16 protein-coding genes are annotated in these 13,911 nt (G+C 64.3%); 9 read left to right on the top strand and 7 right to left on the bottom strand.

Features of this window, described 5'->3' with window-relative positions:
• Positions 1–302: putative quinol monooxygenase (locus ACEWFR_RS20245; RefSeq protein WP_374062748.1), on the top strand; the 302-nt coding region annotated here is incomplete at its 5' end.
• A gap of 209 nt (positions 303–511) precedes the next feature.
• A complete protein-coding gene (locus ACEWFR_RS20240; protein ID WP_374062747.1) occupies positions 512–1,201 on the top strand; it encodes an HAD-IIB family hydrolase in 690 nt (229 codons plus the stop codon).
• A 13-nt stretch (positions 1,202–1,214) separates the two neighbouring features.
• Here ACEWFR_RS20240 and ACEWFR_RS20235 read toward each other — a convergent pair whose 3' ends face one another.
• Both ACEWFR_RS20235 and ACEWFR_RS20230 read right to left on the bottom strand, forming a co-directional pair.
• The gene (locus ACEWFR_RS20235) at positions 1,215–2,231 is read right to left on the bottom strand and encodes a hypothetical protein (protein ID WP_374062746.1); all 1,017 of its coding nucleotides are present in this window, start codon (positions 2,229–2,231) and stop codon (positions 1,215–1,217) included.
• A 183-nt stretch (positions 2,232–2,414) separates the two neighbouring features.
• On the bottom strand, positions 2,415–2,777 hold the full coding sequence (locus ACEWFR_RS20230) for a hypothetical protein (RefSeq protein WP_374062745.1): 363 nt from the start codon (positions 2,775–2,777) through the stop codon (positions 2,415–2,417).
• Positions 2,778–3,084: 307 nt separating this feature from the next.
• On the opposite strand from ACEWFR_RS20230, the gene ACEWFR_RS20225 reads away from it, so the two are divergent.
• Both ACEWFR_RS20225 and ACEWFR_RS20220 read left to right on the top strand, forming a co-directional pair.
• Positions 3,085–4,080 carry a PhoU domain-containing protein gene (locus ACEWFR_RS20225; RefSeq protein ID WP_374062744.1) on the top strand — a complete coding sequence of 332 codons (996 nt, stop codon included), beginning with the start codon at positions 3,085–3,087 and terminating at the stop codon, positions 4,078–4,080.
• Between the two features lie 151 nt (positions 4,081–4,231).
• Complete coding sequence (locus ACEWFR_RS20220) at positions 4,232–5,629, top strand: arylsulfotransferase family protein (RefSeq protein WP_374062743.1); 1,398 nt, start codon at positions 4,232–4,234, stop codon at positions 5,627–5,629.
• Between the two features lie 72 nt (positions 5,630–5,701).
• On the opposite strand, the gene ACEWFR_RS20215 is transcribed toward ACEWFR_RS20220, so the two are convergent.
• Positions 5,702–6,040, bottom strand: a complete 339-nt coding sequence (locus ACEWFR_RS20215; protein WP_374062742.1) for a hypothetical protein — start codon at positions 6,038–6,040, stop codon at positions 5,702–5,704.
• 209 nt (positions 6,041–6,249) lie between these two features.
• Here ACEWFR_RS20215 and ACEWFR_RS20210 point away from each other — a divergent pair, with 209 nt between their 5' ends.
• From ACEWFR_RS20210 to ACEWFR_RS20200, 3 genes are read left to right on the top strand one after another with little or no spacing between them, the layout of a single operon-like run.
• On the top strand, positions 6,250–7,524 hold the full coding sequence (locus tag ACEWFR_RS20210; RefSeq protein ID WP_374062741.1) for a Single-stranded DNA binding protein: 1,275 nt from the start codon (positions 6,250–6,252) through the stop codon (positions 7,522–7,524).
• On the top strand, positions 7,521–9,311 hold the full coding sequence (locus tag ACEWFR_RS20205) for a hypothetical protein (protein WP_374062740.1): 1,791 nt from the start codon (positions 7,521–7,523) through the stop codon (positions 9,309–9,311). The genes ACEWFR_RS20210 and ACEWFR_RS20205 overlap by 4 nt, the downstream gene beginning before the upstream one ends.
• Positions 9,312–9,320: 9 nt before the next feature.
• Positions 9,321–10,160 carry a metallophosphoesterase gene (locus tag ACEWFR_RS20200; RefSeq protein WP_374062739.1) on the top strand — a complete coding sequence of 280 codons (840 nt, stop codon included), beginning with the start codon at positions 9,321–9,323 and terminating at the stop codon, positions 10,158–10,160.
• 4 nt (positions 10,161–10,164) lie between these two features.
• On the opposite strand, the gene ACEWFR_RS20195 is transcribed toward ACEWFR_RS20200, so the two are convergent.
• Positions 10,165–10,737, bottom strand: coding sequence for a hypothetical protein (locus tag ACEWFR_RS20195; RefSeq protein WP_374062738.1), 573 nt, complete (start codon positions 10,735–10,737; stop codon positions 10,165–10,167).
• A complete protein-coding gene (locus ACEWFR_RS20190) occupies positions 10,734–11,114 on the bottom strand; it encodes a hypothetical protein (protein WP_374062737.1) in 381 nt (126 codons plus the stop codon). Before ACEWFR_RS20190 ends, ACEWFR_RS20195 begins: the two co-directional genes overlap by 4 nt.
• A gap of 138 nt (positions 11,115–11,252) precedes the next feature.
• Here ACEWFR_RS20190 and ACEWFR_RS20185 point away from each other — a divergent pair, with 138 nt between their 5' ends.
• Positions 11,253–11,642 (top strand): hypothetical protein, encoded by a 390-nt coding sequence (locus ACEWFR_RS20185; protein WP_374062736.1) that lies wholly within the window; start codon positions 11,253–11,255, stop codon positions 11,640–11,642.
• Here the strand turns inward: ACEWFR_RS20185 and ACEWFR_RS20180 are convergent.
• Positions 11,591–11,908: a hypothetical protein gene (locus ACEWFR_RS20180; protein ID WP_374062735.1), complete on the bottom strand. Its 318-nt coding sequence runs from the start codon at positions 11,906–11,908 to the stop codon at positions 11,591–11,593. The two genes, ACEWFR_RS20185 and ACEWFR_RS20180, sit on opposite strands and share 52 nt — an antisense overlap.
• A 168-nt stretch (positions 11,909–12,076) precedes the next feature.
• Between ACEWFR_RS20180 and ACEWFR_RS20175 the strand changes: the two genes are divergently transcribed.
• On the top strand, positions 12,077–12,310 hold the full coding sequence (locus tag ACEWFR_RS20175; protein WP_374062734.1) for a MarR family transcriptional regulator: 234 nt from the start codon (positions 12,077–12,079) through the stop codon (positions 12,308–12,310).
• 123 nt (positions 12,311–12,433) lie between these two features.
• On the opposite strand, the gene glnA is transcribed toward ACEWFR_RS20175, so the two are convergent.
• Positions 12,434–13,786 carry a type I glutamate--ammonia ligase gene (gene glnA, locus ACEWFR_RS20170; RefSeq protein ID WP_374062733.1) on the bottom strand — a complete coding sequence of 451 codons (1,353 nt, stop codon included), beginning with the start codon at positions 13,784–13,786 and terminating at the stop codon, positions 12,434–12,436.
• Positions 13,787–13,911: the final 125 nt, after the last annotated feature.

The following is a 13,911-nucleotide window of genomic DNA, read 5'->3' as shown; positions in this document are numbered from 1 at the left end:
TTGCCCACTCCGAAGTTCCGGTGAAACCGGCATCTCGAGAGACTGCGATGGAACTGCTCGAAACGATGGCGGTCAGGTCGCGTGCGGAAGCCGGTGTGATCGATTACCGAGTCACAGTTGACCTCGAGGATCCCAATACGTTCAGGATTATAGAACAGTACGAGGACGAAGCTGCCTTCGAATCACATGAATCGAGTACCCATCTCGACCGGTTTCAGTCAGAGATCACTCCCTGCCTCGCTGAAGAGGCGGAACTCACTCGCTTCACTGTCACGTCAGAGACGGCGTTGCCTGGCCCCTGAGGCTTCTGACTGTTACTGTCAACCGTCTACTTGCCCTCGGAGGGAAGTCCAGCGTCTTCCACGGAGAAACGGGTCGAAAAAGCGACCGTCGTGCGGACCTGCAGAGCAGACTCCAACCGGATGACCGAAGGTCGTCACTGACTGATCCGTCGGCCTCGAGGCACACCCGAACCGACTCTTTTAGGGCACACAGCCCTCGAGTGACGCACATGACCGCCGATCCGCCGCTCGTCCTCGATATCGACGGCACCCTGACTCGCCCCGAAGGCTGGGGGATCGATCCCCGCGTCTTCGATCCGCTCCGGGAGTGGGATGCGCCCGTCGTGATCGCGACCGGGAAGGCCTTCCCCTACCCCGTCGCGCTCTGTCACTTCGTCGGGATTCCCGAACTCGTCGTCGCCGAAAACGGCGGCGTCGTCTACACCGGCGATGACGTCTTCTTCACCGCCGATCGCGAGGCCGCTCGAGCCGTCACCGAGGAGTACCGAGCCGCCGGCTACGACCTCGGCTGGGGCGCGGAAGACACCGTCAACCGCTGGCGGGAGACCGAAATCGCGGTCAGCCTCGAGCAGCCGATCGACCCCTTGCGCGAGATTGGCGCGAAACACGGCCTCGAGGTGATCGACACCGGCTACGCCTACCACGTCAAGGACACCGATCCGAACAAGGGCGAGGGACTCGAGCGGATCGCCGCCCACGTCGGGATCGACCTCGCGGACTGTGTTGCCATCGGCGACTCGATTAACGATGTCTCGACGTTCGAAACGGTCGGCCGAAGTTTCGCCGTCGGAAACGCCGACGAGATGGCGAAAGCGGCCGCCGACGAGGTGCTCGACGAGGTGCACGCTGACGGGACGCTCGCGGTGCTCGAGCGGGTACGTGCGGACGGACGGCCCTGATTCGAATCCGTCGCTACTCGCCGTCCTCGAGCACGTCGTCGATCCATTGCTCCGGGACGACTCGTATCTGACTGTCGGCCTGCAGGGAGTCGGCGGTGACGAACACGATTTCATCGCCGCCGGCGACGGCCATTCCACCGCCCGCGACGGAATCCCAGTGATTCAGGACGGTGTCGGGGATCGTCAGGGTTCGCTCGCCGTCGATTTCGGTGCTGGCGACGTAACGGATTCCGCCAGCGTCCTGAATCGGATCGAATTCCTGTGAGACGAAGACGGCGTCGTCGTCCTCCCGAATCCCCCAGAACGCTTCGGAGCTGAGTGACAGGATGTTCTGATCGAACGCGCGTTGGGGAACCGGGATTTCGTTGCTGTGTTCGTCGAACGCCGCTGCGCCAAGTCGCTCGTACGATTCGCGTTCGCCGCTGTCGGGACTGGCGGATTCGCTCGCGGTGCTGTCGGGACTCTCCGACTCGCTCTCAGCGCCGGTGGACTCGTTCGCCACGTCCGCGAGTCGGTCCTCATCGGTGCCGGTCTCGACGACGTCCGACTGATCGATCTCACTCGCGTCGACGTCGCTCTCGAGGTCGGGACTCGAGTCCACGTCCTCGATGTCGATGCTGGTCCCGGCGACGCGCCGGGCCTCGTCACCGGTGTGCTGGCCGCCGCCGGCGTCTCGTTCCTCGAGGTCGTCGATCTCGGGCCCGGTGCTGACGACGTCCGTCTGATCGATGTCGGCTCGAGTCTCGTCGCGCCTCCCGTCCGCCCGCCGCTGGGCGATCGCGACCGCGACGAGCACGCCACCCAGAACGAGTTGGCCGACGCCGTGCTCGCGCTCGCCCCGGCGGAGCGCTCGGACGCCGCGGAGGAGACTCACGCCGCCGCCGATACCCGCCGGGAGGCCCGATTCGATGCCCCCTCGGACGGACTGGAGCGCCCTCGAGGCGGACTCGCGGCTGCGTTTCGATTCGCTGTGCTCGGATTCGGTCGCGGGACTGTCGCCGGTTTCGGTGGTGGGATCTCGCTTGCTCATATTCGGGTTGGCTGTTTCGGTCCGTCACAGGCTGTCTATCGAGTAGTGAGAACGCGGTGACGGCACGGAACACGTCTGGACGGTGGTGGCTGGCTGCTGGTGGCTGGCTGCTGGTGGCTGGCTGCTGGTGGCTGGCTACTGGTAGGTGACACACGTCTCGTGACGGGTGATCGGGGGTTCGATCTAGCTATCGGCGCTCGAGTCGCCGTCTCCCGTGTTGTCGGCGAACTCGTCGGTCTCCGCTTCGGCCGACGACTGGACGTCGTCCATGTCAACGGCGGAGCCGACTTCCTCCTCGTTGATCGCCCGCTCGAGGGTCCCCGTATCGGTCACCGCGCTCAGCCCCTTCTCCTCGACCGCGGACTGGATCTCCCCGGCGTCGATCGCCGAGTCGACGTTCCCGCCGTTCGTCGACGATTTCAGCGCTCGGCGAACGATCAGGTAACCCGCGAGCGCCGCGCCGCCGGTCGCGATGGCTCCTGGGATTCCGTAGCGTTTGTAGCCGAACTGAACCGCTTTCTTGCCGATCGTGTAGGCGCCAATCATGAACGAAGATTGCACTGGAACGCGGAAGAGGGCGAGGCTTTCGTACGGAAGTCGCGATCCTCGAACGGGGTAATTCTCGAACAGGAGGGTCCTCGAACGAGACGATCGATCATTCGGACTGCGACGCGCAGAAAGCGGCTCGAGCGGATCTATATAGATATCGCTTCTCACAAGTTTCGTGACGTTCTATGCGGACGAATTTCGAGTATAAGTGCGATACTACCAGCTGTATCGGGCGTTGGTAGTCTGCCAGCGAGCCTCTATAGATGCGGCTATATTTATATTCGAGCGGACTACATCCGACCACATGGAGACGCGAAAGGTCCAGGTGACGGGCGGATCGACGTACACGGTCTCGCTGCCGAAAACGTGGGCGAACGACAACGACGTCAGCGCCGGCACAACCGTCGAGTTCTACCCCGAAGACAGCGAGCTGTTGCTGACGCCCCAGAGCGAAACGGAGCGCCAGGAGGGGACCCTCGACATCTCGAGCATCGAGGGCGAACGCCTGACCCGGGCCGTGATGACGATGTACGTCAGCGGCTTCGACATCATCAGACTCGAGGCAGGGCGCATCACGACCGACCAGCGTCGCGCGATCCGAAGTGCGACCCAGGGGCTGGTCGGCGTCGAAGTCCTCGAGGAGACCACCGACAGCGTGGTCATTCAGGACCTCCTCGATTCCTCGGAGCTGTCGATCGTCAACGCCGTCACGCGGATGCGCCTGATCGCCCAGTCGATGCTCGAGGACGCGGTGACTGCACTGATCGAAAACGACGACGACATCGCTCGCGACGTGATCGAGCGCGACGACGACGTCGACCGGCTCTGGCTCGTCGTCTCGCGGATCTTCCGCGCCACCCTCCGGTCGCCCCGCGCCGCCGAGGAACTCGGCGTCCCGCGCGAGGACTGCTTCGACTTCCACTCGAGCGCCCGCCAGCTCGAGCGCGTCGCCGACCACGCCGCCAAGATCAGCAACATCGCGCTCAAACTCGAGGAGATCCCCGAGCCGGTCGCCGAGGCGCTCGAGGAACTGCATACGGACGCCTCCACCGTCCTCGAGAAGTCGATGGACGCGCTGTTCGCCGACGAAACCGGGGAGGCAAACCGGCTCGGCCACGACGCCCGGGAGGCCGTCCTCGAGATCGACGAGCACACCCGCCAGATCGACGATATGCTCCGGGATCTCGACCCGGTGCAGGCTCAGTCGCTGGGGTTGATCGTCGACTCGCTGTCCAGAAGCGCCGACTACGGCGGCAACATCGCCGAGACGGCGCTACAGAAGGCTGCACCGCGGCCCTGACACGTTCGATCGGACCGCACCGGTCAGCGTCCCGCTCGGCCCGATCCGCGGTAGCGTTGCGAACGAGCGGGAAAACTACTACTACCTCTCCCTGAAATCGACGACTGATGGCTCCCCAAGCGGATCCGTTTCGGGTCGCGGAGGTAATACCGTGACGAACCGCCCGCGTTCGTCGCTCGCTCGAATCCGACCGGCGCTCACGCGCACCCGAATTCGGGTCGGCCTCGGCGTCGTCGTGCTGCTCTCGACCGCCGTCGTCGCCGCCGCGGCGTCGGGCGGCCTCTCGACGGCGTCGAAGGAGGCCGTCCCGGAGGCACCGCCGACCGAGAACCACACGGTCGTGACCGAATCGGGTCGCGCTGGGACGATTACGGCCTACCAACCCGACGGGGAGGTCCTCTACTACAACAACTCGCGGACGAAGTATTTCGACGTCGATCCGGTCGAGGGCGATCCGCTGACCGTCGAGTACACCGCGACCGACACGATCCACACGGACGGACCCAACTGCGGCGATCCGCCGTGCGCCAGGAACGTCATCGAGCGTGTCGACCTCGAGACCGGCGCGGTCGAGGTTGTCTACGAACGCTACGATCACAAGGAGACCGCCGCCGAGTGGCACGACGTGGACCGCATCGACGAGCGCCACGTGCTCGTCGCCGACATCGTCGCGGATCAGGTCTTCATCGTCGACACGGAGACCGAGGTCGTCGAGTGGCTCTGGGACGCCCAGAGCGAGTTCCCGCTGGAGAGCGGCCACTCGTTCCCGAACGACTGGACGCACATCAACGACGTCGAGTACATCGAGGACGGCCGGATGGAAGGCCGGATCATGGTCAGTGTTCGAAACCAGAATCGGGTCGTCTTCCTCGACCGGGAGGAGGGCCTGCTCGAGAACTGGACTCTCGGCGGCGAGAACGATACCGACGTTCTGAACGAACAGCACAATCCCGACTTCATCCCCGAGAGCCGAGGTGGACCGGCCGTCCTCGTCGCCGACTCCGAGAACGGCCAGATCAAGGAGTTCCAGCGCGAGGACGGCGAGTGGAACCGAAGCTGGCTGTGGGAAGACGAACGGATCCAATGGCCCCGCGACGCGGACCGGCTTCCGAACGGGAATACCTTGATCACCGACACCCACGGCAACCGTGTTATGGCCGTCAACGAATCGGGCGACATCGTCTGGACGGTCGAGTCGACACTCCCCTACGAAGCCGAGCGTCTCGAGACCGGTGCCGAAAGCGTGAGCGGCCAGAGCGCCCGGGAACTCGGTCTCGAGTCCCGGACGGTAACCGAAGACGACGGCGGAACCGGCGAATTCGGAATCGACCCGTTCGCGTTTCTCGGCGGCATCGTCGAGTCGATCCTCCCCCATCGGATCTATAACGCGCTCATCTTCGTTGCGCCGGTCTGGGTGGGCGAAACTGCAGCCGCCGCGATCGCCGTCGGACTCCTGTCGGGGCTGACCTGGGTGGGTCTCGAGATCAGATGGACGCTCCGCGATGCCGGTATCAGGTTCCGCCTCCCCGTCTCCCGCGAACGGGAGTAGCGCGGTCGGTGGCCTCTGTTGCTCCGCGGGTGATACTCATCTCCGTCTCGTCGGCAAGGGAGAGCGGACCGGTCAGGCGTCCTTCCGTCCGACCGTCAGCGATCGAGTGCGGCTCGAGGGGGAGAGCCGCGTCCGTACGGCGCGTCCGCCGACGGCGACGAGCGAGGTAAAAATCAGGAACGAGCAGAAGTACCACGGCTTGGACTGTATCACTGTGAGACCCCTCGTGGAAGCGGGCACGATACCGAGCGCCAGCAGATAGAACGCGGTGCAAAGCGCGAACGACGACCGGCGGTAGCCGTGCCAGTAGATAATTCCGATGAGAATACCGGAGAGAAGCCCGAGCTGGCCCGAATGAAGTTCGGGAACGGTGCTAAAAATTGACGAAAGGACGGTCTCGACGGTAGCCATTCGTCTCGTTCTCCAACGGGACCGTTCTATGCTTCGACCTGCAAATCGACAGCTACTATGACGGGTCGGCCGCGACGCTATGGGTACTGATCGGTGCCGAGACACTGACGATAAGTACCAACAACTTCGTCGACGTCGTCGTCGGTCAATCCGTTCACTTCCACCCTCCTCCGGGAACGCTTTTTACACCCCAACTCGAAAGGCAAGTGATGGAACTCGACGATCATGCCGAGGATCTCGCCTCCGACCTCGGTGTTGACAAAGAGGAGGTCACAGACGACCTGCAGAACTTGGTGGAGTACAGCGTCCCGATCGACGAGGCGAAACAGAGCCTCCGGCGGAAGTACGGCGGCGGCTCCAGCGGCGGTGGCGGCGCGCCGTCGGCGAAGGATATCGCCGAAATCACGACCGACGACAGCAACGTCACCGTCACGGGCGTCGTCCTGACCGCGGGCGAACGATCGATCCGCTATCAGGGCTCCGATCACGTCATCGTCGAAGGCCGACTGGCCGACGAGACCGGCGTCATCGACTACACCGCGTGGGAGGACTTCGGCCTCTCGCCGGGCGACACGATCACCGCGGGCAACGCGGGCGTCCGCGAGTGGGACGGCGAACCCGAACTCAATCTCGGCGAGAGCACCTCGCTGTCCTTCATCGAGGAGTCTCTCGAGGTGCCCTACGAGAGCGGTGGCGACGCGCAACTGGCCGAACTGCGGACCGGTGACCGCGCGGTCACCATCGAGGTCAGCGTCCTCGAGTGCGAGCGAAAGACGATCGATGGCCGCGACGGCGAGACGGACATCCTGAGCGGCGTCTTCGGCGACGAGAGCGGGCGGCTCCCCTTCACGAACTGGGATCCCGCACCGGAAATCGAAGACGGTGGCACGGTCCGCATCGAGAACGCCTACGTACAGGAGTTCCGCGGGGTGCCCGAGGTCAACGTCTCGGAATTCTCGCGAGTCTCCGCACTCGACCGCGAGATCGATGTCGGGACCAACACGTCGACGATGGACGTCGGCGACGCCGTTGCCACTGGCGGTATCTACGACGTCGAAGTCGTGGGGAACCTGCTCGCGGTCCGCGACGGCTCCGGGCTCATTCAGCGCTGTCCGGAGTGTTACCGGGTCATCCAGAAGGGACAGTGCCGAACCCACGGTGACGTCGACGGGATCGACGACCTGCGCGTCAAGGCAATCCTCGACGACGGCACCGGGACCGTCACCGTCGTCCTCGACGACGACCTCACCGAGCGAGTCTACGACGGGACTCTCGAAGACGCCCTCGAGCAGGCCCGCGAAGCGATGGACCAGGAGGTCGTCGCGGATCGGATCCGTGAGCGCATCGTCGGCCGCGAGTACCGCGTTCGGGGTCACCTCTCGGTCGACGAGTACGGAGCGAATCTCGACGCCGAACGCTTCGAGGAGAGCGACGACGATCCGGCCGCCCGTGCGACGGCCTTCTTAGCGAAGGTGGACGCATGAGCGCGAACGGCGACGGCGACGACGAGATTCCGGGGCGAGAGCTCGCCTACCGGCTCTTTGCTGCCGAGTACGACGACGCCTCGTTCTCCTACGCGGAGAGCGACGAGGAGCGTGCGCCGAACTACGTGATCACGCCGACCGGCGCGCGACTCAACCGCGTCTTCGCCGTCGGGACGCTAACCGAGGTCACGTCGGTCAACGACGAGATGGTCCGGGCTCGCGTCGTCGACCCGACCGGCGCGTTCGTCGTCTACGCCGGCCAGTACCAGCCCGACGAACTGGCCTTCCTCGAGGGGGCCGAACCACCCGAATTCGTCGCGGTGACGGGAAAGGCCCGGACATTCCAGCCCGACGATTCGGATCAGGTCTATACCTCCATCCGGCCGGAGAGCATCGCGACGGTCGACGCCGACACCCGGGACCGCTGGGTCGTCAGCGCGGCCGAGCAGACCCTCGATCGCATCGGTACCTACGCCGGATCTGCCGAACTCGATCTCGATGGCGACGCGCTGACCGACGCGCTGCTCGAGGCCGGCGTCGAATCCGGCCTCGCGGCGGGGATTCCGCTCGCACAGGAGCACTATGGGACGACGCCGTCGTACCTCGCGGCGCTGCGAGCGTGTGCGCTCGAGGCGGTCGAAGTCGTCGCGGGCGAGCGCGATCAAGTGAGCGGTCTCACCATCGCACCGGACACGACGAGTCCCGAGTACGACGCGACGTTCGCCTCGCTCACCGACCTCGACGGCGTCGACACTGACGCGCTCGAGGCCAGCATCGAGTCCGAATCCGAACCCGAACTCGAGGCGACGGAGCCAGTCGCGGCGACGACCGACGGAAGCGGCACGGCTGCGACCGACCCCGAGGACACGCATTCTGGCTCCGCGGCCGGAACGGCGACGAGTGACGATCCCGCGACTACCGATATCGATGCGGAACTCGAGGCCGAGGCAGCCGACGCCGAACCCGACACCGAGGCAGCCGACGCCGAACCCGACACCGAGGCAGCCGACGCCGAACCCGAGGTCGAGGCAGCCGAAGCCGAACCCGACGCCGAGTCGGACGACACCGATGAATCCAACAGTGCCGACGACTCGCCGGAGGCCGAGCCCGACAGTGACGAGACAGCGAGCGAGGTCGACGACGAGCCTGTCGCCGTCGCGGCGTCGGAATCCGACGACAGCGATGACGAAACCGACGACGAACTCGGCGACTTCGACGCCGGCGACGTCGACGACGGCATGTACGAGATGGACGAGTCGGAACGCGAACAGCTCGAGGAGGAGTTCGGCACGGAGTTCACCGCCGGCTCCGACGTCGACGAGCCCGGGGAAGCGGGAATCGACGTTCCCGAGCCCGAAGACGCCGCGGCCGACGAGCTCGAGGCAGAATCGGAACTGGGCGACGGTACGGAATCCGACGAGGACGACGATATCGGTACACCACCGGAATCCGGACTCGAGGACGCGGAATCGGACGAAGCCGATGTGTCAGCACCCACAGCCGACGAGGAGTCCGAAACCGACGGCGCGGAACCGGACGATGAGCCGGTCGCGGATGACAAACCGGCCGCAGACGATGAACCGGCCGAGGATGTCAATCTCGAGGCCGCCGTCGTCGAGACGATGACCGAACTCGACGACGGCGACGGTGCCGATCGGACGGAGCTGATCGAGACGGTCGCCGCCGACACGGGGGCACCCGCCGACGACGTGGAGGACGCCATCCAGGACGCGCTGATGGGGGGCCAGTGTTACGAGCCCGACGACGAGACGCTGAAGGCGATCTGAGCGGCCGCGATGCGAGACGATCCCAACCGGCCTCCGACCGGGACCCCGTCGCCGCCCGCTCGCGTCGAACCGGTTCCCGGCGAACCGGCCGCGACCGCGGCGATCGGGGGTGAGAGCGCGTTGCTCGTTGCCGACTATCACGCCGGCTACGAGGCCGGTTTGCGCTCCGAGCGCGGCGTCGACGTTCCCAGCCGCGCACCTGGCCGCCGAGAGCGACTGGTAGCGTTGCTCGAGCGAACCGATCCCGATCGGCTGGTCGTCCTCGGCGACCTCATGCATTCAATCGGTGATCCGGGCGGGGCCGAACGCGGCGAACTCGAGGTGCTGTTCGAGTCCTTTGCAGCCGATCTCGAGGCCACCGTCGTCAAGGGAAACCACGACGGTCGAATCGAAACCTGGCTCGCGGACAGCGACGATATCGGGGCGACGATCACCGTGGTCCCCGGCGAAGGAATCGCGCTCGGCGATATCGGCGTCTGTCACGGGCACACCTGGCCCTCCCGAGCGGTCCTCGAGAGCGAGGTGGTCTGTCTGGGTCACGAACACCCGTGCGTTCGACTCGAGGACGAGGTCGGCGGGAGCCGCGTCGAACGGGCGTGGCTCCGCGGTCGGCTCGATCCCGGCCCGTTTCGCGAGCGTCCGGAGTACGAGGAAGTATCGTGGCTCGAGGATGCAGACGAAACCCCGCCGCGCGTGGTTGTCGTGCCGGCGTTCAACGACCTCGTCGGTGGAACGTGGATCAACGTGGCCGGCCAGTCGTTTCTCTCGCCGTTTCTTCCGGCGGGGCTGGCTTCGGGGGAGGCGTACCTGCTGGACGGTACGCGACTCGGTCCATATGAGTCGGTCTGACAGATCACTCCAAGTGGTCTAACAACTGGGAGACATACGGGCTGTTATCCCAACTCCGATGCGGACTGATCGCGGTGATGAGTGTTCGTGCTTCACTGCGGGTCATATGGCCGCCGCGAGCGTAATCACAGAGGAGTCGCGGCGTCGGAACGATTCGCGGTCCGGTAAGCACCGCGTGAATGAGCGCGAAGTTCGTCCCGCCGAATTCGTCGGTGAGAAAGCCGTCGGCAGCGAGCGCGTTCGCCAGAACGATGCCGTCCGTTTCGCCGTCGTCGAGTCCGAACGTCGGCCGTGAGTCCGGCGTCTCCGATCGCTCATAGGGGTCGACGACGACGTAGTGCTCTCGAGCGGCGAGAACGTTGTTCGCGGCTGCTCCGTGGATATCGTGGTACTGAGCGATATCACGGAGTTCCGAAACGACTTCGGGCGGGACGGTGACTGTACAGGACGTGAGCAGATACTGCAGCGGATCGGGTTGCTCACCCGCGTCGTCTCCCGCGTCAGCACGTGGGACGCCGAGACTGACGAGTGCACTCGTATCAGCGACCACCGTCCGGAGCCGCGGTCGATCGCTCATCGCTCGTCGCTACCAGTGGACTCGGTCTCCGGATCAACCGCTTCCGTCTCCCCATCGTAGATCTCGATATCGTCGGGTGCTGCGAGATCGAATGGCTCCCCCTCCAGATCCGCTTTGAGGAGACGAAGCCGTTGTGCAGTTTCCGCACCGACCAGCTGTTTGACGGTTTCAAACTCCAGTTGGTCGTCGTAGTACTTCGTCGCGACCAGTTCTCGAAACGTCTCGCTCTCCGCGGTCTCTTCGATATACTCACGAATCGCGTCGACGAGCAGATCCGTCCGATCCGTATCGAAGAGGTCGGCGATCGCATCGAGTCGATCGACGAGATACTCCGGTGATTGAAAGTGTACTCGTCGAGGATCGTCACTGGCGCTCATCTCGTGTGCATCTTTTGCACATAGAACAATAACGGTTTCGCCCTGCTACACATCGCTTGCACAAATCGACGTGGTCCGAACTAGTAGCCGTCAGTAACAGAACCCTCCGTCAGTTACGATTCCGGTCCTGCCTCACCGATGACGAACTCGCCGTCCACTGTCGACCACCTGAGTTCGATTCCCGTCCCGCCATCGATCACCGGGAGCACCGAACTGCCGGCGTTCACCTCGACTACGTCCGGTGCCGGGACCGTGACCGATTCGCCGTCGACGACGAACGTCATCGTACTGGCCGACGACAGCTGGCCCTCGAGTCGCTCGAGCGCGACTGCGGGATCCGCAGCCGTCTCCTCGCTCGCGTCCGAGCGGGACGCCGCCGATGGCCGGCTCGATAGTCACGTCGCGGCTGCGGTTCGAGAGGACGGCGTTGACGGCGACGCCGACGAGGAGCAGGAGGCTGCTGAAGTACAGCCACGTCAGGACCGCCGGACGGTTTCCGATCGGATCTCGTCGCCCTCGCGCCACTGATAGTAGTCGTACTCGGTCCCGGCGATCTCCGTCACCGAGACGGTCGCCCGCTCCGGGACGCCGTCGGGGTAGGATTCGGCATCGGCCTCGTCCGATGCCGATTCGTCGGCTGCCCCCTCACGTCGCTCCTTCCACGCTGCCACCTCCTCGAGATAGGCGCTCACTTCGCGAAGCGTCGCTGCGTCTCGTTTCGCGAGTTCGTCGAGCGCCTCACGTTCCACGCGGTCCACTTCCGGCGGCGGGGTCGGTCGCTCGTTGACAGTCATGTCTTCCGATGAGAGGTGGGCGACCGTAAAACGTCGTTGTTCCGTTCGAGACCGTCTTCCGCGTCACGATTTGCGGTGTGATGACGTGGCCTGTATTGAGTCCTAGAATTCCTTAGTACCCATCCACGTGTGAATTTATATACCAGAACGGGATCCGTACTGGTGACAATGGAATCACAGAAACACCGACCGACAGCGCAGATCGATCCGGTTCCCGACGACCTCGAGTCGGCCCAGGCGAAACTCGTGTACATCTATCTCGAAGCGGCCGACGGCGCGACGGTCGAAGAACTGGGAGAGATACTGGCGATGAAGAAGATCGACATTCTGAGCGTGCTGAACTCGCTTTCGAGTGCCGACTACGTCACCCAGACGGGCGCGACGTACGTCGTCGCGAACTGATCGGCGAGTCGCGACGACTGGGACGACGAGATCGGCGCTCGTTCTGCCGGCGTGTCGTCAGAAACTGGAATGTAGCGTATCGGCGCTCGACGCGCCGAAACACGTCGTCTTCGGGGTGGCTGGTTAGAACGTCTCGAGGTAGCGGTCGAGTTCCCACTCGGAGACGTCGACGAGGTAGTCCTCGAACTCCTGTTCTTTGGCTTCGACGAACTTCGGCCCGACGTGCTCGCCGAGGGCACTGTAGATAACTTCGTCCTCCTCGAGAGCCTCGACGGCTTCGCCGAGGTTCGTCGGCAGTGTGTCGATGCCGTACTCTTCGCGCTTCTGTTCGTCGAACTCGTAGATGTTCTCGCGGACCGGATCCGGACAGTCGAGGTCGCGTTCGACCCCGTCGAGACCGGCGTGGATGAGCGCCGCGAGCGCGAGGTACGGGTTACAGGACGGGTCGGGGAAGCGCGCTTCGATGCGCGAAGCCGCCGGGACGCGGGCCGCCGGTTTGCGGATCAGCGCCGAGCGGTTGCGATCGGACCAGGCGACGTAGACGGGTGCCTCGTACCCCGGCACCAGTCGCTTGTAGCTGTTCACAGTGGGGTTCGAGACGGCCGTGATCGCCGGCGCGTGCTCGAGGATCCCTGCGATGAAGGAGTGTGCCGTTTCGGAGAGGTCGAACTCGTCGTCCTCGTCGTGGAAGGCGTTCTCGCCGTCCTCGAACAGCGAGAGGTGCGTGTGCATGCCCGAGCCGTTGATGCGCGGGATCGGTTTCGGCATGAACGTCGCGTGCAGGTCGTGCTGTGCGGCGATGGCGCGGACGACGGTGCGGAAGGTGCCGACGTTGTCCGCCGTCGAGAGCGCGTCGTCGTATTCGAAGTTGATCTCGTGTTGGCCCCTGGCAACCTCGTGGTGGCTCGCTTCGATCTCGAAGCCCATATCCTCGAGGCCGTAGATGATGTCACGGCGAACGTCGCTCGCGAGGTCTTTCGGTGCGAGGTCGAAATAGCCGCCGTGGTCACCCGTCTTCGTCGTTGCACGTCCCTCCTCGTCTTCTTCGAAGAGGAAGAACTCCGGTTCGGGTGCCGCGTTGACCGTGTATCCCAGGTCGTCGGCGCGCTCGAGGGCGTTCTTGAGGACGCGCCGCGGGTCGCCCTCGAAGGGCTCACCGGTCGAGGTATCGATGACGTCGCAGATCATTCGGGCCGATGCGCCGTCCTCACGGTTTTGCCACGGGAGGATCGCGAACGTGTCGGGATCGGGCTTGAGCCGCATGTCCGATTCCTGAATGCGCACGAATCCCTCGATCGAGGAGCCGTCGAAGTAGATCCCTTCGGTGAACGCCTTCTCGGCCTGCCGGGCGGGCACGGAGACGTTCTTGACAGTCCCCAGAATGTCGGTGAACTGTAGCCGAAGGAAGTCGATGTCTTCCTCCTCGATTTCGTCCAGTACCTCCTCTTCCGAAGCGGTTAGATTTCCGTTCGTCATCTTCTACTCGCGTAAGCAAACGAATTCCACTATTAAAATTCTATTGTTGTGGGCGAATATGCGCAAATCTCCTCTCAGATGGACGAACGTAGTTTATAATATGGTATACTCGGTATGTGGCTGAC

This window comes from Natrinema sp. H-ect4 (genome assembly GCF_041894845.1).
Taxonomy (GTDB): Archaea; Halobacteriota; Halobacteria; order Halobacteriales; family Natrialbaceae; genus Natrinema.
Note: the sequence above shows the minus strand (reverse complement) of the source record. Positions and strands in the feature narration are given on the sequence as shown.